Below are 24,109 nucleotides of genomic sequence, written 5' to 3'. Positions count from 1 at the left end.
GGTGTCTATTCGGCGGCGGAGGTACCGGATTCGAGGAGCCGACCGCCGTCCCAGACGACGCCGACCTGCCGGTAGTACGCGGCGATCGGCTCGCGGATCTCCAGGCGGGCCAGCTCCTCGGTGGGTGCCTCGAACAGCTCCAGCTCGGCGTCCCCGACCCAGGCCTGGCCGCCTTCGAAGGAGGCGGCGCCGGATTCGATGAGCTCGTCGAGCGCGAGGCCCTTGCCCTTTTCGATGCTGGGCAGCCAGCGGTGGTGGGCCATCGGGTGGCCGTTGACGAACCCGTTGGTCCCGGACGGCTCGCGCAGGGTCACGACGGCCTGGGCCAGGCGCCGGTCGGCGGCGGCGAGGGTGGCTCCGAAGCGGGCGCCGGCCTCGATGCGCGGGGCGGGCCCGTAGGGGTGGGGGCGGGTCTGGTGGATCGAGCCGAGCTTCTTGGGATAGCCCTGGTGCAGGCCGCGGGCGATGGCGAAGTCCTTGTCGACCCAGATGTAGACGCAGCGGGTGTACGTCTGTCCCTTGTACTGGCATCGGACGACCGCGAAGGCCTCCTTGTACTGGGCGAGCACCGGGTCGAGCAGCTCGTGACCTTCGGCCGAGCAGGACTGCCAGTCGGCCCAGATGAGGGCGACGGCGCCAGGGTCGTCGTCGGCCAACTCCAGTGGCTCCGGCAGGAGTTCGCGGACACGGGCGGGGTCGGTGCGGTACTCGATGGTGAGCAGGTCGCCGGAGTAGCGCCACGGCGGGGACGGGATCAGCGAAGAGGCGCCCGTCGCCGTCTTGGGGGTGAAGTATCCACGGACACTGGTCACTTGGGGTTCCTTACGCGATGGGGGCGGGCTACGCGGTGAGGGCGGGCTGCTTCATCAGTTCGGCGCGGTACTTCGCGGCGGCCGCGGCGGCGGCTCTGCCGCCGAGGGCGACGACGCCGACGAGGCGTCCGTCCTGGTGGTATCCGGCGAGCACGTCGCCGCCGATGTCGCCGTCCAGGACGCGCACGTCGTCCTTGCCGAGGACGGGCGAGCCGAAGGACTGGAGCCGGAAGTCGTGCTGGTCGCTCCAGAAGGTGGGCAGCGGCGCGAACGGTTCGAGGTTCTCGACCCCGTGGGTCAGCGCCCTGGCCGCGTGCTTGGCGGTGTCGGTGGGGATGGACCAGTGCTCGACGCGGCGGGGCACGCCGTCGTAGCGGGCATTGGGGAAGCGGGCGACGTCGCCGACGGCGATGACGTCCGCACGGCCTCCCGCACGCAGGTGCTCGTCGGTGAGCACGCCGTCGGTGAGGTCGAGCCCGTTGCCGTCGAGCCACTCGGTGTTGGCGATCGAGCCGACCGACTCCACCACGACGTCGGCGGGCAGGGCGGTGCCGTCGCTCAGCGCTACCGAGGTGACCCTCTCGTTACCCTCGAAGGCGGTGACTCCGGTGCCGAGCGCGAAGCGCACGCCGTGCTCCTCGTGCCGCTGCCTCAGCGCCCGCGCGAGGAGTTCGCCGAGCGGCCCGACCATGGGCAGTGGCAGCGGGTCGACGACGGTGACCTCGGCGGCGCCGAGCTTCAGCGCCGTCGCCGCCACCTCGCAGCCGATGAACCCGGCGCCGACCACGACCACGCGAACTCCGGGGCGCTGGAGGTCACTTCGCAGTGCCTGCGCGTCGTCGAGGGTGCGGACGGTGTGCCGTCCGGCGGTGGGTCCGGGGCAGCGCAGGCGCCGCGGGCGCATGCCGGTGGCGACGACGAGGCCACCGTAGGTGAGGGTGTCGCCGTCGTCGAGGGTGACGGTGCGGCGGTCCAGGTCGGCGCTCACGGCCTTGACCCCGAGCCGCCAGGTGACATCGGCGACCGCGGCGCGCGGCCGGAACGCCAGCGATTCGAACGGGGCCGCCCCGGCGAGGACTTCCTTCGACAGGGGCGGCCGGTTGTACGGCATGTGGGGCTCGTCCCCGATCACCGTGACCGGCCCCGTGTACCCCGCCGACCTCAACTGTTCGGCGGCGCGCAGACCGGCCATGGAGGCGCCGGCGACGACGATGGGCGCGTTGACCGCGCTCACCGGCTCAGGCCTCGATCCGGATCGCCTGGAGCGGGCACACGTCGGCCGCTTCCTCGACGTCGTCGCGCAGCGCGTCGTCCGGGTCGGAGACATAAGCGAGGCGCCCGGCGTCGTCGAAGCTGAAGACGTCCGGGGCGGCGAAGACGCACTGGCCGTGGTCCTGGCACTTGTTCATGTCGACGACGACCTTCATGGCGGTCCTCCTGAGGGATGCGCTCGTTCCGGCGGATGCACTCGTTGTTCCGAGGGATGCACTCGTTTGGCTTCAAACAACATAGGAAGCTACCGGGGTCTGGTCAATACCTATCCGCCTGGATAAATTTCTGCCGTCGAACCCTTGCGGGGAGCCGCCCGGCCTCCATACCGTTTGCGGTCAAACGAGTGAACGGCCCGCCGCAGCAGCGCAGTTCGAGGCCGCCCTCCCCCTCCACTCCCGCAGAGGAGACAACGGTGAGCGCACCAGGATCCAAAACCCCTCCCGTCCGCGAGCACATGACACGGCTGGCAGCCGAGGGCATCGATGTGGTCCGGGTGACCTATCCCGACCTCATCGGCAGCGACCGGGCCCGGGATGTCCTCCTCGACCACCTCCCCGCGGTCTGCGACCACGGCCTCGCCTTCTGCCGCGCCGTCTACCACACCAGCCCGCAGGGCGATGTGGTCGACGTGTCCGGCGGCCTGGACGCCGGGCTTCCCGACATCTGCGTCCGCCCCGACCTCGACACCCTCACCACGCTGCCGTGGGAGCCGGGCGTCGCCACCTGCCTGGGCGATGTCACCGACCCGGCCACCGGGCAGCCCGCGCCCGAGTCGCCGCGCGACCTGCTGCGCGCGGTCGTGGACCGGTGCGCCGAGCAGGGCCTGCGCCCGATCGTCGGCCCCGAGCTCGAGTACTTCCTGTGCGACGCGGCACCCGACTCCCCGCAGGGCTGGCGGCGTTACAGCGACGCCGAGGGCGTCGTCTACACGGCCGGCCTGCGCGCGGACGGCGACAACCACCTGCTGCGCACGCTGCGCCTGCTGCGCGACCTGGGCATCGGCGTCAGCAACGGCAACCATGAATTCGACGGCGGTCAGTTCGAGATCAACCTGACCCACTCCGAGGCCATGGACGCCGCCGACCGCTCCTTCCGCTTCAAGTCGGCCATCAAGGAACTCGCCCGCAAGGAAGGCCGGTTGGCCACCTTCATGGCCAAGCCCTTCAACGGCGTCGGCGGCTCCGGCTTCCATCTGCACCTGTCCTGCGCGGACGCGGACGGCGGCAACGCCTTCGACGACCCGTCCGGCGCGCACGGCCTGTCGGCCACGGCGCGGCACGCGATCGCCGGCATCCTCGCGCACGCGCCCGCACTGGCGGCCCTCGCCAACCCGACGGTCAACTCCTACAAGCGGTTCGGCCCCGACACCCTCGCGCCGTGGCTGATCGACTGGGGCCTGGACAATCGCAGCGCGATGGTCCGCATCCCGCCGGAGCGCGGCAGCGGCTCCCGCATCGAACTGCGCCTCGGCGACGCGAGCGCCAACCCGTACCTTTTGATCGCCGGCACGCTCGCCGCCGCCCTCCTCGGCGTGCGGGCCGCCGAGGAGCCGCCCGCCCCGCTGGAGGGCTACGGCTACGACACCGCACGCTCCGCCCTGCTGCCGTCGACACTGCCCGACGCACTCGACGCGCTCGAGGCCGACACCGCCCTCACCGAGGTGCTCGGCAAGGGCTTCACCGCTTCCTACCTCTCGTACAAGCGCGACGAGGTCGCGCGCTTCCAACGGCACGTCACCGACTGGGAGTTCGTCGAGTACGCCTACCACCTGTGACGCGTGTGCACCCGCACCTGTGACACCCGCACACCCATGAGCCGAGGAGGCCGCACCCCATGACCATCGCCCCCGACCACATCGCCGGTACCGCCGCCGAGCCGCTGCCGCTCGCCGACGTGAACCTCGCCGACCTGGACAACTTCGCCGACGGCAGCACGCCCTGGCGCATGTTCCACACGCTGCGTCACGAGGATCCGGTGCACTGGCAGGAGGAACCCGCCCCCAACTCCGGCTTCTGGGCCGTCACCCGGCACGCCGACATCGCCCGCGTCGACCGCGACGCCGAGACGTTCACCTCCACCAAGTTCACCAACCTCGAAGAGGTGGACGAGGACCAGATCAAGAAGCGCGCCTCGATACTGGAACTCGACGGCGTACGCCACCGGGCCATGCGCAGCCTGCTGCAACGCCAGTTCGGCGCGAAGGTCATCAACAGCTACGCCGACTTCCTGCGCGGCCTGACCACGAAGACGCTGGACGCGGCGCTCGCGAAGGGCAGCTTCGACTTCGTCAAGGAGGTCTCGGCGGACTTCCCGATCAACGTCCTGGCCCGCCTCCTCGACGTGCCGCCGGAGGACAACCAGCAGCTCATCGACTGGGGCAACCGGATCATCGGCAACACCGACCCGGACTACGCCGACGTCCTCCTGGAGAGCGAGGAGAGCGAGAAGTACCGCGACCTGCCCTTCCGCTCCCCCGCCTCGCTCGAGGTCTTCGAGTACGGCCGGGAGCTGGCGCGCCGGCGGCGCGGCGGCGACGGCACGGACCTGGTCTCCCGTCTGGTCAACCAGACCCCCCGCGACGGGGTGCCCCTCTCCGCCCAGGACTTCGACAACTACTTCCTGCTCCTGGTCGTGGCCGGCAACGAGACGACCCGGCACACCATCACCCACTCGATGCTGGCCCTCCTCCAGCACCCCGAGCAGCTGGCCCGTCTCCAGGAGGACCCCTCCCTCGTCCCCACGGCGGTCGAGGAGTTCCTGCGCTGGGCCTCGCCGGTCTACCACTTCCGCCGCACGGCGACGCGCGACGTGGAGCTCGGCGGCAAGCACATCAAGGAGGGCGACAAGGTCGTCATGTGGTACGCCTCCGGCAACCGCGACGAGGCCGTGTTCACCAACCCGTACGACTTCGACGTCACGCGCGCCGACAACGACCACGTCACCTTCGGCAAGGGCAGCCCGCACCTGTGCCTGGGCAACCTGCTGGCGCGCACCGAGATCCGCATCATGTTCGAGGAGCTGATCCCGCGGATCTCCTCGATCCGTCTGACGGGCGAGGTGCCGCGCGTGCGCTCAAACTTCGTGAACGGCATCAAGAAGCTCCCGGTGGAGGTCACCGTTGCCTGAGACGCCTGAGACGACGGACCGGGCCCGCCCGCGCCTGACCCTCGTCCTGTCCGAGAACTGGACGATGACCGGCGGCCGTTGCGACCTCGACGCGCTGGTGCGCTGGGCACGGGAGGCGGAGGACGCCGGGTTCGACGCCGTGATGCTCTCCGAGCACATCGTGCTGGGCCCGGACGCGGGGGCGAACGGCGTGATGCCGAACCCTCGCGAGTACGCCCTCCCGGGAAATCAGCCGCCGGACACCCCGTGGCCGAACTCGCTGGTCCTCCTGTCGGCGATCGCGGCGGTGACCGAGCACGTCCGCCTGGCGGCGGCGGCGATCCTGGCCCCGCTGCGCCACCCCCTCCTCCTCGCCAAGGAGATGGCCACCCTGGACCTGCTCTCGCGCGGCCGCCTGGTGGTCCTGCCGACGGTGAGCTGGAGCCGCGACGAGTACGCGGCGCTCCAGGTCCCCTTCGAGCACCGGGGCAAGCTCCTCGACGAGCACCTCGCGGCCTGGGCGCAGCTGTGGAAGCCCGGACCCACCACCTTCCACGGCGACTTCTACCGCTTCGAGGACGCCTACCTGGAACCGGGCCCGTACCGCGAAGGCGGTCCCCAGCTCTGGTTCGGCGGCTCGACCTTGCACCCCGCGCTGCTGCGCCGCATCGCCCGCCACGGCCACGGCTTCAACCCGCTGGGCCGGCCGGCACCGGGCGAGATGGAGAAGCTGGCGGCGGCGATGGCCGAAGCGGGCCGCGACATACGGGAGTTGGAGCTGATCGGCGGCACCCGTGCCGTCTTCGACGGCCCCGATGTCACGGCCGACCTCGACCGCGCCCTGGAGGCCGTGCCCGAGCAGTGGGCGGAGGGCTTCGGCAACTTCTGCGTCAAGCCGTCGCAGTTCACCGACGACCCGCACGCGGTCGGCGCGTTCTGCCGGGATGTGGTGCGCAAGGTCGACCGGTTGGTCGGCTGACATGTGGGTGGCCCCGGCGTCGGAGAGCCGGGGCCACCCTGCTGTTCACCGGGCCGGCCAGGTGTCCCGGTCGGGGCGCGCCAGGAACAGCATCGCCGCGGCGCCGACCAGGAGCAGCGCCCCCGTGAGGGCGAAGGCCGCGTACAGGCCGGTGTTGCCGTCCGGGGCGGCGTCGACGAGGACGCCGACCAGCCACGGGCCGACCAGCGCGGACAGCTGGCCGAGGCCGAAGCCCGTCAGGAGCGCCACCGAGCGCTGCCGTACCGGCGCCACCTCCGCGATGGAGGCCAGGCCGAAGGGGATGAACACGCCATAGAGCGGAAACCCGAGGACGACCACGCCGAGCGCGAGGTATCCGTCGCCGAGCAGGGGCAGCGCCAGCATGGACACGGCGCTGCCGAGGAGCAGCAGGCCGCCGGGCAGCGAGCGGGCGGCGCGGGCCGAGCCCTTCTTGCGGTACGCGCGGTCGGCGAGGAAGCAGAGGGAGAGGGTGCAGCACACGTCGGTGGTCCATGTCGCACCGTTGACGAAGCCCATGGCGGTTCCCTCGACGTGCAGCACCCGGGTGATCAGCGTGGGCAGCCAGTTGGTGACGACGGCCGCCGTCCACGACGCCCCGAACAGGCCGATCACGCAGGCGATCCAGGTACGGGAGCGGAACATGGCACGGTAGTCGGCTTTCTCGCGCTTCTCGGTGGCCGTCGGATCACCCACGGAGAACGGCCCCTCACGCCCGACCGCGAGCCACACCACTACCCAGCCGGCCGAGGCGATGGCCAGGACCGTGAACACGGTGCGCCAGCCGTGTTCGACCATCACCCACGCAAGGATCGGGCTCGACACGGCGACGCCCAGGCTGGTGCCCGCCATGACGATGCCGCCGGGGAAGGCGCGCCGCTCCAGCGGGAACCAGCTGTACGCGACGTCGCTGGCCAGCGCGCCGCCCGGGCCGAGGGACGCACCCAACAGGATGCGGCAGGCGAGCACCCCGCCCAGGCCGAGCGCCAGTGTCATCGGCGCCTGGGTGACGACCCAGCCGATGGCGCAGGCGACCAGCAGCCATTTCGTGCGGATGCGCGAGCCGGCGAGCCCGGCGGCGAGGGTGCCGGCGCCGAACAGGAAGTACGTGCTGCCGACGATGAGGCCGAACTCGGCGTTGGACAGCCCCAGTTCGCGGGTGAAGGGCTGGGCGACCAGGCCCAGGGAGGCCTTGTTCGCGAAGTTGAGGAACAGGAACAGGGTGACGAGCAGGGTCATCGCCCAGGCGCGGGCGCGGGAGGGCGCGGCCGCGCGGACGGGTTGCGGGGTGAGGACGGTCACGGGGAACTCCACGGGGAGGAGTGGCAGAGGGTCGGGTCATCCGGTGGCGCTCGGCACCCGGCCGCTGTCGTTGGCGGCGACGAGCTCCCGGGCGAGGCGTTCGGTCAGTTCGGCGCGGAGCGCGGGCGCCTTGCCGGCGTGCAGGTTGACGGTCTCGTCGGGGTCGACGGCCAGGTCGTACAGCTCGCCGCCGGGGACGGTGTCGTAGACGGTCAGCCGGGCCGATTCGGTGACCAGGCTGCGCATGCGGACCGGTCCCGGCAGCCCTTGCAGGCCGAAGGGCTCGTCCTCCTCGATCAACAGCTGCTCGCGCGGCCGGATTTCGGGGTCGCGGGTGAGCGGCAGGAGACTCTGGCCCTGCATGCCGTGGTGGCGCGGCAGGCCCGCCAGGTCGAGGGCGGTCGCGGCGAGGTCGAGCGAGGACACGAGCGCGTTCCGCTCGCCGCGCGGGGCGTCGGCGCCGGGCAGCGCGAGCGTCAGGGGCACGCGTACGCACCCCTCGTAGTGCGTGAACTGCTTCAGCATCAGCCCGTGGTCGCCGAACATGTCGCCGTGGTCGCTGGTGAAGGCGACGGCGGTGTCGTCGGCGAGGCCGAGTTCGTCGAGGGTGGCGAGCACGTCACCGACACTCTCGTCGAGCAGCGAGATCATGCCGAACTCGGCGGCCATCGCGTGCCGCAGCTGCTCTTCGGCGATCGCCCAGGTGACCGTCGCGTCCCGGTCCGGGGTGCCGCGGCGCTCGGCCATGGCGGCGAAGTGCGGCATGGCGGGCCCCTCGGCCCCACCGAAGGTGCGCGGCAGCGGCATGTCGGCCGCCGTGTACCGCTCGTACCAGCGGCGCGGCGGGGTGAACGGGTGGTGCGGGTCGGGGTAGGACACGAACAGCAGGAACGGCGCGTCATCGCCCGCCGCGCGGGCCGCCGCGAATTCCTTGAGCCGGGTCGTGGCGTGTTCGGTCACGAAGCGGGTCGGGTAGAGCTCCTCGGGCAGCGCCGAGGCGTACACCTGCTCCCACCCGTCATACGCAGAGGGCGAGTTGGCCCGGCCGCGGGCGCCGCGCGGGTCGATGCCCCGGTCGGCGAGCCAGTGCGCGTAGTGCCCGCTCGCGAAGTCGGAGTGGCCCACGACCAGGTCGACGGAGTCGAACCCGTAGTAGTCGCCCGGCAGGGCCACGCGTTCGGCGAGGTGGCGATGGAGGTCCTCGTAGGCGTACCAGTCGCGGTCGCCGGGCCGCTCCAGCCACCCGGTGCCACGGAACCCGGCCGCCTCGAAGTCGGCGAGCTGATGGTCCTCCCAGCCCCACCCCATGTTCTGGAAGTGCAGCTTGCCCACGGCGGCCGTGCGCCAGCCGGCCTCGCGCAGCAGCCGCGGGAAGGTCTGGACGTCACGGTGCAGCGGGATGCCGTTGTGCCGGGTGCCGTGGGCCGACGGCATGCGTCCGGTGACGATGGAGGCGCGGTTGGGCATGCAGACCGGGCAGGTCACGTAGGCGTGGTCGAAGCGGGCCGAGCGGGCCGCGAGCGCGTCGAGGTGCGGGGTGTGCACGACACTGTTGCCGCCGAAGCCGAGATGGTCGGCGCGCAGTTGGTCGGCGATGAAGACCACCAGGTCGGGGCGGCGCGGGGATGCGTTGGGGTGCGGCATGCTGTGCATGGTCGTGGGACGCGGGAGGCGTGGCGTCCTCCCCGGTGGGTGATGTCAGGGGTGAGATACACGTGGCTCGGGTTTTGACGACGCAGGTGACCCTGCCGGGCCCGGCGGCGCTGTGTGTGCCGCGGCCCGGCGTCCTGCACCGGCTGGACGCGGCGCGCGGCCCGGTCGTCCTGGTCACCGCGCCCGCCGGATACGGCAAGACGGTGGCGGTGGCCGAGTGGGCCCGTGCCGAGCTGGCGCGGGGGCGGCGGGTCGCGTGGTGTGCGCTGGATGCGGGTGACCGCGAGCCGGCCCGGCTGTGGGCGCGCGTGGCTGCGGCGGTGGCGGCCGGCGGTGCCGCTCCCGCCCCTGCGGCGGACGAGGCGGCCGAGTTGGCGGATGTCGTCGATCTGCTCTCGGAGGCGGGGGCCGGCGGCGGCGAACCCCTGCTCGTCGTCGACGGGCTGCTGCCCGGTCACCCCGGCCCGCTGCGGTCGGCGCTGGCCGGGCTCGCGCGGTGGCTGCCGCCGGGTGTGCGCCTCGTCGTCACGGCGCGCGGGGAGTTCCCGGAGCTGCCGGGCAGCGTCCTCACTGCGGGCGTACGGACGCGGGTGGACGCGGGGACGCTGCGGCTGACCGAGGACGAGGCCCGGCGGGTCGCCGCCGCCGCGCATCCCGCGTGCCCGCCGGGTGTGGTGCGGGCGCTGACGGCGCGGGCCTCGGGCTGGGTGAGCGGGCTGCGCCTGGCCCTCGAAGCGTGGGCGGACGGGACACCGGTCGAGGAGGTCGGCGGTGCCTCACCCGCGCTCCTGCGCTATGTGCGCGAAGAGATCATCGACCTCCTCGGCGGCCCGGAACTGGCCGTCCTCGTCCTGTCCGCGGCCGCGCCCCGCCTCGATCCCGTGGCCGCCGAGCAGTTGGTCGGTCCGCAGGCGGCGGGCTCCGCGCGGCGTCTCATGGACACGGGCGTGCTCCCCGACGGGGGCCGCTCCGTCCACCCCTTGCTGCGTGAGGCACTGCACGCGGCGGGCCACACCTTGCGGGCCACGTCCGACGCGCGGGGTCTTGTGCCGCGCCTGTGCTCCCTGCTGGAGGAGCAGGGTGAGATCGCCGCGGCGGTCGACTGCGCGGTCGCGGCGGGCGCCACCGGGGACGCGGCCCGCCTCCTCGAACGGCACAGCGACTGGCTGTTGCGCACGGGCCGCACCGAACAGGCGCACCGCTGGCTGCTGGCACTCGGCACCCGGCACGGCGGCCCCGCCGGGCGGCACGAGCTCAGCCCCGCCCTGGCCAGCGAGCTGGCGTGGAACATCGCTCTGCGCGGCTCGCCCGACGAGGCCGAGGCGTGGGCGGCGCGGCTGGGTGCGGACGCGCCGCTGCTGGTGCGGATGCGTGCGGCCGCCATCCGGGCGTTCGCCGCGCGGACCGTCGGTGATCTGGAGCGCACCCTCGAACTGGCCGACGAGGCGCGACGCCTGGCGGTGCTCGCCGCCGAGGAGGGCCACGCGGAGGACGCCGTCGGCGAGCGCATCTCGTTGGGCGTGCAGCGCGCCGTGGCGCTGACGCTGCTCGGGCGCGCCGAGGAGGCGGAGGACGCGACCCGCGAGGCGCTCGGTCTGCTGCCGGAGTCGGAGCATCCGGCGGGCGCGATCCGGCTGCACGGCATCCGCGCCCAGCTGGCGGCGCGTGCCGGGCGCCTGCGCGAGGCCGAGGCGGACTATGAGACCGGGGAACGCCTGGCCGACCGGCACGGCCTCAGCGACTTCGCGGGCCGCGCCGAACTCCTCCTCGCGCGGGGCCTCGTGCACCACGAGCGGAACGAGGCCGAGCAGGCGGAGGCCGCGTTGCGCGGCGCCCTGCGGCTGTGCCACGGCGCGGCCTGGCCGCAGACCCTGGCCCGCATCTCGCTGGACCTGGCGCTGCTGTTGCACGGGCAGGGCCGGGCCCGGGAGGCGGAGCGGCACTTCGAGGCCGCGGCCGGCGCCAACCCGCACCGCTCGCACGACCCCGCCCTGGCCCGCGCGGTGGCCGTCGGCCGCGCCCTGGCGCTGCTGCGCTCCGGCGATGCCGCGGCGGCCCATCCCTGGTTCACGGAGGTCGCCTCCTCGTCGGCCGCGCCGTCGGCCTCGGGCGAGGAAGCCGCCCTCGCCGGGTACGCGGCGGAGGCCGGCTGGACGAGGCCGGTTGCCGAAGCCGCCGGGTCCGATCCGCACCGCGCGCCCCGCCACCATGTGCGGGCACTGCTCGCGCGCGCCCGTGCCGCCGACGACCCCGTGCCCGCGCTGCGGCGGGCCGCCGCGCTCGCCGCGCGGCACGGTCTGGTGCGCTCGGTACTGGACGACGCGAAGGATCTGCACGACCGTCTCGCCGAGGCCGCCGCACGGTGCGCGGACACCCCGGAGGGCCCGCACCTCCACCGCTTCGCGCGGGCGGCGGCCGAGGAGCTGGCCCGGGACGTGCCCGCGTCGCTGGCGTCGCTCACCGTCCAGGAGCGGGCCGTCGCGGCGCTCCTCACTCAGGGCGCGTCGAACGAGCGGATCGCGGCCGGCCTCTTCGTGTCGGTCAACACCGTGAAGACACACCTGCGGCACATCTATCGCAAGCTCGGTGTGACCTGCCGCGCCGAGGCCGCCGAACGGCTCGGCCGTCCGCAGGTGACCCGGGAGATCACCCCTGCCGGATGACGTCGCCGCAGGCTGCCGCTGGGAGGGTGCGCAGCACTTCCACGCCCCTCTCAGGAGGCATTCCGTGTTCCCTCGCTCGCGATCGGTTCGCGCCTGGACCGTCACCGGGATCCTGCTCCTCTTCGTCTTCGTCAACTTCGCCGACAAGGCCGCGTTGGGCCTGGTCGCGGAGCCACTCACGCGTGACCTCGGGCTGAGCAACAGCGAGTTCGGCCTGCTCTCCGGCGCGTTCCACTTCCTCTTCAGCGCCTCGTCGATCGCCGTCGGCCTCTTCGGCGCCCGGTGGAGAGCCGGCCGGCTGCTGGTCGGCTGCGCGGTGCTGTGGTCGCTGGCGCAGCTTCCGTTCGCCTTCTCCGCCGGTTTCGCGGTCCTGCTCTTGACGCGGGTGGCGCTGGGCGCCGCCGAGGGCCCTGGCGTGCCGCCGGCGATGGCGGCGGCGTTCTCGTGGTTCCCGACCCGGCGGCGGACGCTGCCGAGCGGGCTGCTGCTGACCGGCACGGGGCTCGGCGTGATGGTGGCGAGCCCGGCGCTGACCTGGGTCGCCGAACGGCACGGCTGGCACAACGTGTTCACGGTGCTGGCCGTGGCCGGCGCGGTGTGGCTCGTGCTGTGGCTGACCCTCGGCGGCACCGGCCCGTACGCCACGGCGTCCGCCCCGCGCCCGGGCCGGGGCAGGGCCCGCGCGGACCTGCGCGCGATGCTGCGCAGCCGTACCTGGTGGGCGTGCGTGGTCGGCATGTTCGCGATGGCGTGGGGCACCTCCGTCATGACGAGCTGGCTGCCGCTGTTCATGGTCCGGGCGCTCGGCTAATCCGCGACGCAGATGGGGATCGCCAACAGCGCGTTCTGGGCCGTGTTCACCATCGGTTGTCTGTTCGTCGGAGTGCTCGCCGACCGGCTGCTGCTGCGCGGGGCCGGGCCGCGCCGGGCGCGTCTCGTGCCGGGGGCGGTCGTGCTTCTGCTGAGCGCGGTGGGCATGGCCCTGCTGCCGCGGCTGGGCGGTCTGCCCGCGCTGCTCGTGATCCTCGTCCTGCTCCCCTGGTACGGGCTGTTCATGCCGCTCGCGCAAGCGGCGATCGCCGACATCGCCCCGGACGCGCTGCGCACCATGGCGGGGCTCGGCATCGGCGCCAGCATGAACCCCGGACTGCGGTGGCTGGCCTCCGACATGATGGTGAGGATGCTCGACACGGACCACGCCGAGCGCGCGTTCCCGCTGCGCTCTGCGCTGTCGGCGGGTGTGCGCGCGACGACCGGTTCCGACGCGCCGTGCGTCGAACCGGACTGGCTGCGCGGCATCTCCTCCGCCGTACTGCGCGACACCCGTGGCGGGCCGTCCCCGGTCGGCCCCGCCGAACGCGTCACCCTGGCCGAGGCGGTCCGCAGCTGCACCGCGACCGCGGCCTGGCAGGACCACGCGGAGAGCTGGAAGGGCACCCTCGAACCGGGCAAGGTCGCCGATCTGTGCGTCCTCGGTGGTTCCCTCCTGCGCACACCACCGGCCGAACTGCCGGAGCTGCCGGTCGACATGACACTGGTGGAGGGCGAGGTGGTGTACCGGGCGGGGTGAGGGTGTCAGCGAGCGCGGCGCTCCGCCTCCCCGCTCGCCAGCACCGCGTACACCTCCGGCCGCCGGGCCTTCAGCACGAGCCCGTAGGCGACGCCCGCCGCCCCGCAGAAGACGACCAGGCCCGGCAGGATCCAGGAGAGCGAGGAGTCGCCCTCCGTGCCGAGCAGCACCGGGAAGTTGTCCCAGATCGCGACGGCGACGGTGAGGAGCACCACGCCGGAGACGACCGGAGCGAGCATCCGTGACCAGAAGGTGGTGCCGCTCGCGTCGTGGCGGCGGAAGTAGGCGACGACGGAGAAGGAGGTGGCGGCCAGCAGCAGGATCACCCCGAGTGCGCCGACGTTGGTCAGCCAGGTGAAGAGGGTGGCGACCGGGTCGAGTCCCAGCGCCGCGAAGACGATCACGACGACGACGGCCAGCGCGCTCTGGGCGAGCGATCCCATGTACGGGGAGCCGAAGCGCGGGTGGGTGCGGCCCAGTCGGCGCGGGAGGGCGCGGTCCTGACCGAGCACCTGGAAGTAGCGCGCGACGGCGTTGTGGAAGGAGATCAGCGCCGCCAGCATGCTGGTGATCAGGAAGAGGTGGGCGAAGTCGGCGAAGAGCCCGCCGAGGCTGTCGCGGGAGAGCACGAAGAGCAGATCGGGGCCGTACTTGGCGGACATGCCGACGGCGTCGTCGGTTCCGGTGCCCACGACCATGGCCCAGCTGGTGAAGGCGTAGAACACACCGATCAGTGCCACCGCGAGATACGTGGCCCGCGGGACGGTGCGCTGCGGGTCCTTACACTCCTGGCCGTAGATGGCCCCGGACTCGAAGCCCATGAAGCCGGCGATCGCGAAGCAGGCGGCCGAGCCCACGCCGCCGGTGGTGGCGGCGTCCCAGGTGAACGGCTCGGTGCTGAGGGGGTGATGGGTGGTGACGACCTCGGCGATGTTGAAGACGAGGACGGTCAGTGTCTCGATGGTGAGGAGGGTGACCAGGACGCGGGCGTTGAGGTCGATGCGCAGGAAGCCGAGCACCCCGACGACGACCACGGTCACCAACAGGATCACCCACCACGGCACGTCGGCACCCGTCTTGGCGTGGATGAAGTCGGCCGTGGTGAAGCCGAAGAGCCCGGCGATGCCGACCTGCATCGCGTTGTAGGCGAGCAGTGCCACGAAGGCCGCACCGGTGCCGGTGGCACGGCCGAGGCCCGCGGCGATGTAGGCGTAGAACGCGCCCGCCCCACTGATCCGCCGGCTCATGGCGGCGTACCCGGCGCCGAACACCACCAGGACGGCAGCGAGGCCCAGGTAGATCAGAGGCTGGCCGAGTACGCCGGTGACAGCGAGGGACTGCGGGAGTCCGCCTGCCGCGACGGTCAGGGGCGCGGACGCGGCGACGACGAAGAACACGATCGACGCAGTGCCCAGGCGACCCCCTTCCGGGGCGGCGGGGCGGGCTGGGGCGGCGGGTTCGGCGAGTGGGCCTGCGGCCATGTCGCGCTCCTCACATACGGAAATCCGGGAGAGAGCCGGGGAGTTCACGGCGGAGCGGGGCATGCCGCGGTGCGGCGGCACCATGGGGGCGAAGCGCTCCGTCGGGGGACCGACAGAGAGATCATGCGGGCCCAAACGACTTTCCGGCAAGGCTCCGTTGCGGAAAACTCTTGGCTCCCCCCGCGCTTGTGCCCGACGGCTACGCGCGGCCGTCGAGCGACACCCACAAGCTGCTCGGCGCCCGGAACTCCCACCCCCGGAATTCCACCGGCTCCCCCGACCGCAGCCGCAGATCCGGGAAACGCTGAAGCAGACGCGTCAGCGCGATCCGCATCTGCGAGCGCGCGAAGGCGTGGCCCACGCAGAAGTGCAGCCCGAATCCGAAGGGCATGCTCCGGCGCGAGCTGCGGTCCAGCCGGAAGCGGTCGGGGTCCTCGAACACCGCCTCGTCGCGGTTGGCGGAGGCGAGGACGGCACTGACCTTGGCGCCCGCGGGCAGTTGAACGCCACCGAGTTCGGTCGGCCTGGTCACCAGGCGGGCCTGAGTGCCGATCGGGGACACCCAGCGGATGCCCTCCTCCACCGCCGTCGCGCAGCACCCCTCCGGGTCGGTGAGGACGGTGGCGAGTTGCTCGGAGTCGGAGAGCAGGCCGTAGAGCGTGGACGCGGCGCCGTGGCCCGGCTCCTGCATGCCGCCGAGGATGATGACCCGCAGCGAGGGCAGCACCGCCGCGCGCTCGCGCGGCCCACGCCCGTCCGCCGCCTCGTTCCGGCCGGACCAGAGCATGTGCGCGATGGTGCTGTCGTCGGGCTCGCGCTCCATCCGGTCGAGGAGCGGGCCCATCGCGGTGAGCATCTCCTGGACGGTGGCGTCGGACACCGCCTGCCGGGCCGGGTCGTGCTCGAAGTTGATGGCTCCCTCGGCGAGCCCGCGGAACCAGCGGCGCAGTGTGTCGGAGGAGAACTCGCCCATGCCGAGCACCTCGGCGAGGCTGCGCACGGAGATCGGCTCGAAGTACTCGGCGAGCAGGTCGGCTTCGGCCCGCCCATCCAGCGCCTTGAGCCGCTCTGCCACGATCGGCTCGATCAACTCGTCTATGTAGCGGGCCACTTCACGGGGCTTGTACTTGGCCTCCAGGCTGCCGCGCAGTTCGCGGTGCGCTTCACCCGTGGCGGTGAGGATGTTGGGTTCGCCGAAGGCACGGTTGACGGGAGCGTCGGGCAGGGCGGCGGAGAAGGTGTCCGGGTCGTTGCCGACGGCGGCCACGTCCGCCCGGCGCGTCACGAGCCACAGGTCGACCGCGGGCACGTAGCAGACCGGCGCCTCGGCGCGCAGCCTGCGGTAGATCGGATAGGGGTCGCGCTCCAGGTCGGCGACGGTAATGGCATCCGCGTAGTCCTGAATGACCGGCATGTCGAACTCCCCTTTTCACGGGACATGTTGCGTGGGTACGTTGCGCGCGAACGTCAAGTTGGTCGCTCGACTATGTCGACCGGCCAACTTGACCGTCAAGAGGTTGGATCAAGAAGCTGGATCAACGGGAGAGAGGAATCGCATGGCGCACATACCGGTGGCCGAGCGCCGCCGTCAGTTCGTCCGCGCCACGACGAAGGTCGTGACCAAGTACGGAGTCAGCGGCGCGACGACGCGGCGGATCGCGGAGGAGGCCGGGGCGCCGCTGGCCAGCCTGCACTACTGCTTCTCCGGCAAGGACGAGCTGATGCAGGCCGTGTACGACTACGTGGTCGGTGACTTCATCGACCACGTCCGGGCCGCGACCGCAGACAGCGTCGGTGTCGCTGACGCCGTGACGGCGGCATGCGGCGCCGCGTGGTCCCGGATGGGCGAGGACCCCGAGGAGCAGGTCGCCACCTGGGAACTCGTGCTGCACTGGCTGCGGTTGCCGGGCGACAAGGGCAGGAGCCGCTCCGCGTACGAGGAGTACGCGGTGGCGATGACCGAGATCCTCACGTCCGCCGCGCGCCGTGCCGGCGAGGCCCCTCTCCCACAGGCGGAAACCCTGGCGCGACTCGTCGTCGCGGGCATGGAGGGGATCACACTTCAGTACGTCGCGGGGTGCGAGCGCGAGCGGGCCGACGAACTGGTGAGCACCCTTGTCCGTGCGGTGGGGCTACTGAGGGTGGCCGACGCGCCCTCGTGACACACCGTTTCGTCTCGTCGGCGGTCCTGGAACGCGCGTAGAGGCTCGGCTGAAATGACAGTTCGGAGTGCCCGGCCGGGCGCAGCGACGTGGCGCTCGCCCACCTCCTCGCGCCGGACCGCGACTACCCGCGGGAGACGAAGTCCACGACCGCCGAGACAGTGGTGCGGTGCCAGTGTGTGCTGGTGCGCAGCATCGCGTGGTCGCCGCCGGGTACGAAGGACATGTCCGCCCGTGCGCCTGCCGCTCGCGCGCGGCGGACGAACGCGGCCGAGGCCCGCGGATCGGTGACGCGGTCGTGGTCGCCGTGGAGCACCAGGACGTCCTTGCCCCTCAAATGCGCGACGGGTTCGTCCTGCGGACACCAAGGGGCCAGCGCCACCACGGCCCCGACCTGGGGCGCCCGTGCGGCGCGCAGAGCGGCGCGGGCGCCCATGGAGTGGCCCACGAGTACCACCGGCACGTCGCCGGCGAGCCGGGTCAGCTCGTCCAGCGCCCGTTCCGCGTCGTGCAGGGCGTCGGCGTCGGGCCCGTTCCAGCCGCGCACCCGGTACCGCACCCGCGCCAGGAGGACGGGGTCGTCCGCCAGGGCCGCCGCGGTCGCGCGCACGAAGGGCCGCATGCGCAGCGCCGCGAGGTGCCAGGGCCGTGACGGGGAACGGCCGTCCGCACGGCCGCCGTGCAGGAACAGGACGGCGGCGCGCGCCCCCGGCGGGGTTCGGTACGGCACCAGCGCACCGCCGGTACCCGCCGCAGTGGTTCTTTGCCCGGACTCGGTCATGTGTCCCCTCTCTGCCCCACGACGTGACCGTGGAACGCCCGCTACTGGTCATTCGGCGCCCGCCGTGGAAAGGCTTGGTCGGCGACCGGGCCGGTCCACGGGCCGGCCTGCCCTTCAACACCGTTCCCGGTCAGATCAGTCCCGTGACGGTGACAGTCACGTGAGCACGACCGCACTGGTCCGGGACAGCCTTGGCCAGGTGTTCCTCGGCCGTACGGCAGACGGCACGGGCCACGTCCACCGTGCGGGAGCGGGCGAGCGCGACGACCTGGATCTCGATGTGCCAGGTACCGTCCGGACCCCGCGGAGAGGTGAGCCGCACACCCGACGGCCCGCGGAGCGCGGAACGCAGGCGCCCGGCGAGATCGGGCTTGAGGAAGGCCACCCCGGGCACATCGGCCACGGCGCGGGCGATGTCGTCGGTGAAGTGGTCGGGGGCGCCGGTCGTGGTCATCGGGCTCAGCCCTCCTGTCCATCGGTGGTGGTCGTGCTGTCGGGGGCGTCGATGAGGCCGGCGAGGTCGGTGACACGGATGTCCACGGCCGCGACGGGCATGCCCAGTTCGCGGTCCGCCGCGTGCCACACCCGCGTACGGACATCCTCCGCGAGGTCGGGGAGGAAGGCGTCGAACGGTGCGTGGATCTCGAGTGCGACCTCGACCCGGTCCGGTGTCTCCGGCCCGGGCAGCGGCCGAAGGCGGCAGGAACCGGCCCGCACGCCGGGCACGGTCTCGGCGGCCGCACGCAGGGTCCGCGCGGCGACCGCCTCCATCACCCACAGGTCCTCGTCGGGCTCCCCCAGCGGCAGCGGGCGGCCGGGACGCAGTTCGAGTCGTACGACGTCCATGACGCGGCGGGTCAGCGCGACCGCGGCGTCGTGGCCGGGGTCGTCGTCCAGGAGATGCCCGCGCAGGTCGCGTACCGCGGACTCCAGCTGATCGAGATCCTGGACGGCGGCCCGGCAGTGCGGGCAGGCGTGCAGGTGCGGGTCGTCGGCGCCCTCCTCCCACGCCGACCACACCTGGGACAGCAGGCGGCCGCAGGGCAGCTGCTCGTCGTCGGCGTCCTCGGAGTGGGTGTTGGGCGGGTCGGTGTGAGCGGTCATCGCCAGGCCCCCAGTGCTTGAGTCAGGCAGCGTCGTGCACGGAAGACACGGGCACGGACAGCCTCCTGGCTGATCCCGACCGCGTCCGCGATGAAGTCGTAGGGTCTGCCGTCCAGTTCGCGCAGCACCCAGCACGCGCGCCGTTCGGCCGACAGCTGGTCGAGGGCCGCGCCCAGTTCGCGTACGGCGTCGCGGGCCTCGGTGATCCGGGCCGGTGAGACGGTGTGCTCGGGCGCGGGGACCTCCGCGGCCGTCTCCAGCGGCACGACCGGCCTGCGGGAGCGCAGGATGTTCAGGCACCGGTTGGTGACGATGCGGTACGTCCAGGTGCCGAACGACGCCGAGCCGTGGAACTCGGGGAGCCGCCGCCACGCGCTGACGAAGGCGTCCTGCACGGCGTCCTCCGCCTCAGTGCGCGTTCCGAGCAGGCGCGTGGCCAGCCGCAGCAGCGCCGGAGCGTGCCGCTGGACGAGAACGGCGAAGGCCTCCTCGTCCCCTTCCGCGGCCCGGACCGCCAGCAGCGTGTCGTCGTTCGCGCCGCCGCCCTCCGGCGGTGCGGTGTCTCTGCGGGCACCCGCCACTGAGTGGCTCCTCTCGTGTCTTCCTGACTGTTGGACACACCTGCGCCGCATCTGTGACGCGGCATTTCGAGGTCGGCCGCGACGTGGCCGAAGAATCGACGCAATCGATGAAACCGGTGGAACCGGCGCGACGGACGACGCCTCGGCCGGGGCGTCCCGAAAAGTTCTTCCTTTCGGCGCGTCACAGATGCGTCCGGGGCGGGTCTATCCACGTAAGGACATGTCACCGACCGCAGGAAGAAGGACACGCCATGACCACGAACACGCAGAGCGCACCGGCCGCCAAGAACGTGCCGCTGGAGCGGTCCGGCCGGGCGGAGCAGACGACGGCCGTGTTCGGCGGCGCGACGGGGGCCGACCAGCCGGCCGCCGACCGCGGCAGGACGTCCATCGCCGATGTCGTCGTGGTGAAGATCGCCGGGATCGCGGCGCGGGAGATCCCCGGCGTCCACGACATGGGCGGCGGCCTCTCCCGCACCATCGGCGCCGTGCGCGACCGGGTGCCGGGCGGGCGGCCGAACGTCGGACGGGGTGTGAAGGTCGAGGTCGGCGAGCGGCAGACGGCCGTCGACATCGACCTGGTCGTCGAGTACGGGGTCCCGATCGCGGACCTGGCCCGCGACGTGCGCGAGAACGTGATCTCCGCGGTGGAGCGCATCACCGGCCTGGAGGTGGTGGAGGTGAACGTCACGATCAACGACGTCCACCTGCCCGAGGACGACGAGGCACCCGCCGCGGAGAACCGCGTGGAGTGACCGGTTTCTCGTACGCGGCGGCCGGGCCCGTGGCACCGGCCGAGAAGGGGTGAGGTGGCAGCGATGACAGTGACCAGAGCGATGGCCGGGATGCTCGCCGGGACGGCGTTGGCCTTTGCGGGGTACTTCGGGGGTTTCGGGGCGTTCTTGCTGGTGGCCGCCCTCGGCGCTCTGGGCGGTGCGGTGGGCCACTGGTTCGACACCGGCGGGCGTGTCGAGGAGCTGCTCGACAGCCGGCAACGGAGCCGGCGATGACCGAGGCCGCCGAGCGGGGCACGACGGTCGTCTCGGACCGCGCCGTACGCAGGATCGCCGGGCGTGCGGCCGGGGAGGCCGTGCCCGCCCCCGGCGGCAGCGGGACGGGTTCCGCGACCGTGCGGGGACGCCGGGCAGATGTAGCGGTGAAGGTGGCGGTGCCGTTCCCGGCCCCCCTGCCCGAAGCGACACGTACGATCCAGGACCATGTCACCCGGCGCACAGGCGAGTTGACGGGCCTTCACATCAGAGCGGCACGGATCCAGGTCACCGGGCTCCTGCCCGTAGCGGCCGCGAGGACCGCGCCGGTGTCCACGACGGGCGCCGACACCGGCGCCACGGATCGCGACGCCGGCCGACGCACACCCTTGCGCTGGTGGTCGCCGCGCAGACTGCCAACGGCACTGCTCGCCCTGACGGCCGCCACCGCCTGCGGCGCGCTGGTGGTCGACCTGGTCAGGGTGCATCTGGCACACCGCCCGGCCGCCTCCTGGCGCGCCGATACGGTCCACTGGCTGGAGCGGCACGGCCCGGACGCCCCCTTCGCCACCATCGCCGCGGGTGCTCTCGCCGCCCTCGGCATCCTGATGATCGCCCTGGCGGTCACCCCCGGGCGCCGCGGGCTGCTCAGCGTGGACTCCCCTGCCGCACAGCTGCGGGCGGCCATGGACCGTAAGGCCCTCGCACTTGTGGTGCGTGACGCCGCGGGGGACGTCCCGGGGATCGGCGCCGTACGCGTCCGGGTACACCGGCGCCGCGTCGCCGTCCGTGCCCAACTGGCCTTCGGGGAACGGGCAGTGGCGCGACGCGGCGTCGAGACCACGGCACGCGAGGTCCTCGACGGCTGTTGCCTGCGGCGTTCGCCGAGAGTACGCGTCAAGGTCCGTGCCGACAGCGCCTGGACGGCCGAGGCGGACCAGGGCGAGGGAGACGGCGACGACGGCCAGCGGCCCCTCGACGGCACCCCGCCGACGGAAGAGTCACCTCAGCAGAAGGGCCGTGCCACAGATGCCCCGTAGCCGTACGATCCTGAACCGGGTCGCGCTGGCCCTGTGCGGCCTGGTCGCCGTGGCGGCAGGCGGCCGGCTCTGCCTGGGGCGCTCATCTTGGCGGTCCGCCGTCCCGGAGCGGTGGTCCGCCCTCGGCCCCCACACCCCGCTCGTCGCGCCTGAGCGCCTGGCCTCGCTGCGCGGCCAGGAGTGGTGGGTGCCCACCGTCATGGCCGCCTCGACGGTCGCCGCCGTCCTGCTCGCCTGGTGGGGTGTGCGGCAACTGCGCACCGGGAAACGGCGGTTGATGACCCTGCCCGCCTCACGGAGCCAGCTGCGCACCCGAGCCCTGGAGGACACACTGGCCACGCTCGTGGAGAGCGTCGACGGCGTCACCCACTGTCGCCCCCGGGTACGGGTCGCGGCACGGGCACGCCAACTCGACGCCGTGCTCCGCGTACGTCTCCACCACGACACCACACCCTCCACCGTCCTCCCCCACTTGACCAGGATCGCCTCCGACACGGGAGACGCTCTCGCCCCGTACCGTTTCCGCATGCACATCCGCTTCTCCGCACGCTCCCACCGCAGACCACATGTCCGCTGACCCGCACGCCCTCGACGGAACGCCGCACGGGCGGGACCCACGCCCCCTCCCCTCAAGAGGTGACAGCCGCGTGTCCGCCTGGCGTGCGGCGCTGCGCCGTACCCCGGTGTCGATGTGGCGCGACGACCTGTCGGACTCCGCGGCCGCGCTCACGTACTACGCCATCCTGACCGTGCTGCCCTCCCTGCTGGTCATCTCCCTGGCGTTCAGCGTCATCAGCCCGGACACGGCCGAGGAGTTCATCGCCCATGTCACCGCGTACGCTCCCGGCCAGTCCGGCACCCAACTCCACGACGTCCTGTCCCGAGCGCTGTACCACGGCACGGCTGCCTGGACCCTGCTGGCCGGCGGCGCGGTCAGCGCGCTGTGGTCGGCCTCCAGTTACCTCGCGGTGTTCCGTCGCGCGGTCCACCGCATGCACCGGGTCGCGGACCGCCGCTCGACCTGGCACAAGGCCCACCGCATTCTGGGCACGGCGCTCGCCCTGCTCGGCATCCTCGTCCTCAGCGCTCTGGTGCTCCTGATGACCGGCCCGGTCGCCGAGACACTGGGCCGCTACCTCGGCCTCGACACCGCCGCCACGTGGGCGTGGAGCCTGCTGCGCTGGCCCATGCTCCTCTGTGTGGTCGCCCTGCTCGTCGTCATCGTCTTCCGCACCGGCCCCGCGCAGGCCCGCGCCCGCGCCCACAGCATCCCCGGCGGCGCCCTGGCCGCCGCCCTGTGGCTGTGCGCCTCCGCCGGATTCGCGCTCTACACCTCGGAGTTGAGCACCTACAGCAAGCTCTACGGTTCACTGGCGGGCGCCGTGGTGTTCCTCATCTGGCTGTGGTTGTCCAACCTGGCGCTGCTCGCCGGTGCGCAGTTCACGGCGGAACTCAGTGGGTTGGAGGTACGGGCGTCGGACTGAGGACGCCCCCTCACTGCATTGCCCACCAACTGTTCGCGAACCGAACCGGGTTGTGCCTCAAGCGCCCGCCATGCGCCAGGGGCGAGGAACGAGAGCGGGAGAGAGCGGCGAGGGGACCGCCCTGCCGCCTTGCGACCTCCCCGTCATTGCGGTGTCCGGATGCGGAGAGCCTTGACGGACCAGTCGAACACCGGAGCCAGACTCTCCGGGGCCGGCCAGCCGTTGACCACTGCGAGCAGTTGGAGGTAGCGCTCCCTGCGCGGGTCGTTCACCCTCTCCAGCCGAGTCGCCAGCCGACGGCGAAGCTCGACGTCGTCGGGGCGGCCGAGGAGCTCCGCGTAGTGCGCGGTGAACGCCGCGACGATCGGATCCGCTTGGGCCGAGGCCGGGTCGATTCCGGCGGTCAGGGCCGGGCCGGCCTGGGCACGGACGGCTGCGGCAATGTCGCGACGCGGGCCCATCAGGCCGCTCCGGGCCTGCTCGGCTGCCTGGCCCTCGGTCATCCGCCGCACGGCGGCGCGGAAACCCGGGTCCAGGGACATTTCAGCCAACTCCACCCACGCCTGGATCTGTTCCGTCTCCGGGCTGTCGGGCAACTCGGGGGTCATCGAGCGCATGACCCCCGCGAATGCGGGAGCGGCGTCAAGACCACCGAATACGGCGTCGAGGAAATCTCCGATCAGACGTCTGCGTTCGTCTTCAGAGAGCTGGGCCAGTCGGTGCATGAGTTCCGTCTCCTCAGGTGTGGACCCGCGCTCGGCCACCGCCGTCAGCACCGCACGCTGCAGGCGCAGGACGCGGATCTGCACTGCCAGCGCTTCGGCGTGCGCCGCGGCGACCTCGGGAAGCGAGAGCTCGCGGTCCACGACCTTGCGGATCGTGGGAAGGTCCAGTCCCAGCTCGCGCAGAGTCCGCACGAGGTCCAGGCGTGCGACGGCGTCGATTCCGTAGAGGCGGTAGCCGGCCGGGCTGCGGTCCGTCGGCGCCACGATTCCGCGATCGGAGTAGAACCGAATGGTCTTGACCGTGAGACCGGTCCGCCGGGCGAGTTCGCCGATCGAGTAGAGCGTGTCACCGTGCATGTCCCCACCTTTGCGTCTCCCCCTACTGGAG

At 72.5% G+C, this 24,109-nt stretch carries 24 protein-coding genes; 12 read left to right on the top strand and 12 right to left on the bottom strand.

Features of this window, described 5'->3' with window-relative positions; all coding sequences use genetic code 11:
* Positions 1–5 precede the first annotated feature (5 nt).
* The 3 genes from ACIA8D_RS14925 to ACIA8D_RS14915 are packed head-to-tail and all read right to left on the bottom strand — an operon-like array spanning position 6 to position 2,239.
* The gene (locus ACIA8D_RS14925) at positions 6–812 is read right to left on the bottom strand and encodes an acetoacetate decarboxylase family protein (protein ID WP_399232088.1); all 807 of its coding nucleotides are present in this window, start codon (positions 810–812) and stop codon (positions 6–8) included.
* 28 nt (positions 813–840) lie between these two features.
* The gene (locus tag ACIA8D_RS14920; protein ID WP_399232225.1) at positions 841–2,025 is read right to left on the bottom strand and encodes an NAD(P)/FAD-dependent oxidoreductase; all 1,185 of its coding nucleotides are present in this window, start codon (positions 2,023–2,025) and stop codon (positions 841–843) included.
* A 25-nt stretch (positions 2,026–2,050) separates the two neighbouring features.
* Positions 2,051–2,239, bottom strand: coding sequence for a ferredoxin (locus tag ACIA8D_RS14915; protein ID WP_399232086.1), 189 nt, complete (start codon positions 2,237–2,239; stop codon positions 2,051–2,053).
* 299 nt (positions 2,240–2,538) lie between these two features.
* Between ACIA8D_RS14915 and ACIA8D_RS14910 the strand changes: the two genes are divergently transcribed.
* From ACIA8D_RS14910 to ACIA8D_RS14900, 3 genes are read left to right on the top strand one after another with little or no spacing between them, the layout of a single operon-like run.
* Positions 2,539–3,858, top strand: a complete 1,320-nt coding sequence (locus ACIA8D_RS14910; protein WP_399232084.1) for a glutamine synthetase family protein — start codon at positions 2,539–2,541, stop codon at positions 3,856–3,858.
* A gap of 59 nt (positions 3,859–3,917) precedes the next feature.
* Positions 3,918–5,210, top strand: coding sequence for a cytochrome P450 (locus ACIA8D_RS14905; RefSeq protein WP_399232083.1), 1,293 nt, complete (start codon positions 3,918–3,920; stop codon positions 5,208–5,210).
* Positions 5,203–6,168, top strand: coding sequence for a TIGR03619 family F420-dependent LLM class oxidoreductase (locus ACIA8D_RS14900; protein ID WP_399232081.1), 966 nt, complete (start codon positions 5,203–5,205; stop codon positions 6,166–6,168). Before ACIA8D_RS14905 ends, ACIA8D_RS14900 begins: the two co-directional genes overlap by 8 nt.
* 45 nt (positions 6,169–6,213) lie before the next feature.
* Here ACIA8D_RS14900 and ACIA8D_RS14895 read toward each other — a convergent pair whose 3' ends face one another.
* Both ACIA8D_RS14895 and ACIA8D_RS14890 read right to left on the bottom strand, forming a co-directional pair.
* Positions 6,214–7,488: an MFS transporter gene (locus ACIA8D_RS14895; RefSeq protein WP_399232080.1), complete on the bottom strand. Its 1,275-nt coding sequence runs from the start codon at positions 7,486–7,488 to the stop codon at positions 6,214–6,216.
* Between the two features lie 36 nt (positions 7,489–7,524).
* Positions 7,525–9,132, bottom strand: a complete 1,608-nt coding sequence (locus ACIA8D_RS14890) for a sulfatase (RefSeq protein ID WP_399232079.1) — start codon at positions 9,130–9,132, stop codon at positions 7,525–7,527.
* Positions 9,133–9,215: 83 nt separating this feature from the next.
* Here ACIA8D_RS14890 and ACIA8D_RS14885 point away from each other — a divergent pair, with 83 nt between their 5' ends.
* The 3 genes from ACIA8D_RS14885 to ACIA8D_RS14875 all read left to right on the top strand — a co-directional run bounded on the left by ACIA8D_RS14885 (position 9,216) and on the right by ACIA8D_RS14875 (position 13,374).
* Positions 9,216–11,804, top strand: a complete 2,589-nt coding sequence (locus ACIA8D_RS14885; RefSeq protein WP_399232077.1) for a LuxR C-terminal-related transcriptional regulator — start codon at positions 9,216–9,218, stop codon at positions 11,802–11,804.
* A 64-nt stretch (positions 11,805–11,868) separates the two neighbouring features.
* Positions 11,869–12,615, top strand: coding sequence for an MFS transporter (locus tag ACIA8D_RS14880; RefSeq protein ID WP_399232075.1), 747 nt, complete (start codon positions 11,869–11,871; stop codon positions 12,613–12,615).
* 12 nt (positions 12,616–12,627) lie between these two features.
* Complete coding sequence (locus tag ACIA8D_RS14875; protein ID WP_399232073.1) at positions 12,628–13,374, top strand: amidohydrolase family protein; 747 nt, start codon at positions 12,628–12,630, stop codon at positions 13,372–13,374.
* 5 nt (positions 13,375–13,379) lie between these two features.
* On the opposite strand, the gene ACIA8D_RS14870 is transcribed toward ACIA8D_RS14875, so the two are convergent.
* Together ACIA8D_RS14870 and ACIA8D_RS14865 are read right to left on the bottom strand one after the other, a co-directional pair.
* Positions 13,380–14,855 (bottom strand): APC family permease, encoded by a 1,476-nt coding sequence (locus ACIA8D_RS14870; RefSeq protein WP_399232072.1) that lies wholly within the window; start codon positions 14,853–14,855, stop codon positions 13,380–13,382.
* Positions 14,856–15,054: 199 nt separating this feature from the next.
* On the bottom strand, positions 15,055–16,269 hold the full coding sequence (locus tag ACIA8D_RS14865) for a cytochrome P450 (protein WP_399232070.1): 1,215 nt from the start codon (positions 16,267–16,269) through the stop codon (positions 15,055–15,057).
* 142 nt (positions 16,270–16,411) lie between these two features.
* Between ACIA8D_RS14865 and ACIA8D_RS14860 the strand changes: the two genes are divergently transcribed.
* Positions 16,412–17,017, top strand: a complete 606-nt coding sequence (locus ACIA8D_RS14860) for a TetR/AcrR family transcriptional regulator (protein WP_399232068.1) — start codon at positions 16,412–16,414, stop codon at positions 17,015–17,017.
* Between the two features lie 124 nt (positions 17,018–17,141).
* Here ACIA8D_RS14860 and ACIA8D_RS14855 read toward each other — a convergent pair whose 3' ends face one another.
* The 4 genes from ACIA8D_RS14855 to ACIA8D_RS14840 all read right to left on the bottom strand — a co-directional run bounded on the left by ACIA8D_RS14855 (position 17,142) and on the right by ACIA8D_RS14840 (position 19,483).
* A complete protein-coding gene (locus ACIA8D_RS14855) occupies positions 17,142–17,747 on the bottom strand; it encodes an alpha/beta fold hydrolase (protein WP_399232066.1) in 606 nt (201 codons plus the stop codon).
* A gap of 181 nt (positions 17,748–17,928) precedes the next feature.
* Positions 17,929–18,252, bottom strand: coding sequence for a hypothetical protein (locus tag ACIA8D_RS14850; protein WP_399232064.1), 324 nt, complete (start codon positions 18,250–18,252; stop codon positions 17,929–17,931).
* A gap of 5 nt (positions 18,253–18,257) precedes the next feature.
* Complete coding sequence (locus tag ACIA8D_RS14845) at positions 18,258–18,902, bottom strand: Asp23/Gls24 family envelope stress response protein (protein WP_399232063.1); 645 nt, start codon at positions 18,900–18,902, stop codon at positions 18,258–18,260.
* Positions 18,899–19,483 (bottom strand): RNA polymerase sigma factor, encoded by a 585-nt coding sequence (locus ACIA8D_RS14840; RefSeq protein WP_399232062.1) that lies wholly within the window; start codon positions 19,481–19,483, stop codon positions 18,899–18,901. Before ACIA8D_RS14840 ends, ACIA8D_RS14845 begins: the two co-directional genes overlap by 4 nt.
* A gap of 251 nt (positions 19,484–19,734) precedes the next feature.
* Between ACIA8D_RS14840 and ACIA8D_RS14835 the strand changes: the two genes are divergently transcribed.
* The 5 genes from ACIA8D_RS14835 to ACIA8D_RS14815 all read left to right on the top strand — a co-directional run bounded on the left by ACIA8D_RS14835 (position 19,735) and on the right by ACIA8D_RS14815 (position 22,996).
* Positions 19,735–20,238 (top strand): Asp23/Gls24 family envelope stress response protein, encoded by a 504-nt coding sequence (locus ACIA8D_RS14835; RefSeq protein WP_399232061.1) that lies wholly within the window; start codon positions 19,735–19,737, stop codon positions 20,236–20,238.
* 63 nt (positions 20,239–20,301) lie between these two features.
* Complete coding sequence (locus ACIA8D_RS14830; protein ID WP_399232236.1) at positions 20,302–20,493, top strand: hypothetical protein; 192 nt, start codon at positions 20,302–20,304, stop codon at positions 20,491–20,493.
* Positions 20,490–21,512 (top strand): DUF6286 domain-containing Asp23/Gls24 family envelope stress response protein, encoded by a 1,023-nt coding sequence (locus tag ACIA8D_RS14825; protein WP_399232060.1) that lies wholly within the window; start codon positions 20,490–20,492, stop codon positions 21,510–21,512. Before ACIA8D_RS14830 ends, ACIA8D_RS14825 begins: the two co-directional genes overlap by 4 nt.
* Positions 21,502–22,089 (top strand): hypothetical protein, encoded by a 588-nt coding sequence (locus ACIA8D_RS14820; RefSeq protein WP_399232059.1) that lies wholly within the window; start codon positions 21,502–21,504, stop codon positions 22,087–22,089. Before ACIA8D_RS14825 ends, ACIA8D_RS14820 begins: the two co-directional genes overlap by 11 nt.
* The gene (locus ACIA8D_RS14815; protein WP_399232057.1) at positions 22,079–22,996 is read left to right on the top strand and encodes a YihY/virulence factor BrkB family protein; all 918 of its coding nucleotides are present in this window, start codon (positions 22,079–22,081) and stop codon (positions 22,994–22,996) included. The genes ACIA8D_RS14820 and ACIA8D_RS14815 overlap by 11 nt, the downstream gene beginning before the upstream one ends.
* A gap of 143 nt (positions 22,997–23,139) precedes the next feature.
* Here the strand turns inward: ACIA8D_RS14815 and ACIA8D_RS14810 are convergent, their stop codons facing one another.
* Complete coding sequence (locus tag ACIA8D_RS14810; RefSeq protein ID WP_399232056.1) at positions 23,140–24,078, bottom strand: MerR family transcriptional regulator; 939 nt, start codon at positions 24,076–24,078, stop codon at positions 23,140–23,142.
* Between the last annotated feature and the right edge of the window lie 31 nt (positions 24,079–24,109).

This window comes from Streptomyces sp. NPDC051684, from assembly GCF_044453445.1.
Classification (GTDB): Bacteria; Actinomycetota; Actinomycetes; order Streptomycetales; family Streptomycetaceae; genus Streptomyces.
The sequence above is the reverse complement of the archived record's forward strand: the minus strand, read 5'-3'. Positions and strand labels throughout refer to the sequence as shown.

Coding starts and splice junctions, on each gene's coding strand:
- ACIA8D_RS14910 (WP_399232084.1), top strand. CDS start 2,539: ATGACACGGCTGGCAGCCGAGGGCATCGATGTGGTCCGGGTGACCTAT.
- ACIA8D_RS14915 (WP_399232086.1), bottom strand. CDS start 2,239: ATGAAGGTCGTCGTCGACATGAACAAGTGCCAGGACCACGGCCAGTGC.
- ACIA8D_RS14870 (WP_399232072.1), bottom strand. CDS start 14,855: ATGGCCGCAGGCCCACTCGCCGAACCCGCCGCCCCAGCCCGCCCCGCC.
- ACIA8D_RS14825 (WP_399232060.1), top strand. CDS start 20,490: ATGACCGAGGCCGCCGAGCGGGGCACGACGGTCGTCTCGGACCGCGCC.
- ACIA8D_RS14860 (WP_399232068.1), top strand. CDS start 16,412: ATGGCGCACATACCGGTGGCCGAGCGCCGCCGTCAGTTCGTCCGCGCC.
- ACIA8D_RS14830 (WP_399232236.1), top strand. CDS start 20,302: ATGACAGTGACCAGAGCGATGGCCGGGATGCTCGCCGGGACGGCGTTG.
- ACIA8D_RS14810 (WP_399232056.1), bottom strand. CDS start 24,078: ATGCACGGTGACACGCTCTACTCGATCGGCGAACTCGCCCGGCGGACC.
- ACIA8D_RS14815 (WP_399232057.1), top strand. CDS start 22,079: ATGTCCGCTGACCCGCACGCCCTCGACGGAACGCCGCACGGGCGGGAC.
- ACIA8D_RS14890 (WP_399232079.1), bottom strand. CDS start 9,132: ATGCCGCACCCCAACGCATCCCCGCGCCGCCCCGACCTGGTGGTCTTC.
- ACIA8D_RS14850 (WP_399232064.1), bottom strand. CDS start 18,252: ATGACCACGACCGGCGCCCCCGACCACTTCACCGACGACATCGCCCGC.
- ACIA8D_RS14845 (WP_399232063.1), bottom strand. CDS start 18,902: ATGACCGCTCACACCGACCCGCCCAACACCCACTCCGAGGACGCCGAC.
- ACIA8D_RS14820 (WP_399232059.1), top strand. CDS start 21,502: ATGCCCCGTAGCCGTACGATCCTGAACCGGGTCGCGCTGGCCCTGTGC.
- ACIA8D_RS14905 (WP_399232083.1), top strand. CDS start 3,918: ATGACCATCGCCCCCGACCACATCGCCGGTACCGCCGCCGAGCCGCTG.
- ACIA8D_RS14865 (WP_399232070.1), bottom strand. CDS start 16,269: ATGCCGGTCATTCAGGACTACGCGGATGCCATTACCGTCGCCGACCTG.
- ACIA8D_RS14875 (WP_399232073.1), top strand. CDS start 12,628: ATGGGGATCGCCAACAGCGCGTTCTGGGCCGTGTTCACCATCGGTTGT.
- ACIA8D_RS14835 (WP_399232061.1), top strand. CDS start 19,735: ATGACCACGAACACGCAGAGCGCACCGGCCGCCAAGAACGTGCCGCTG.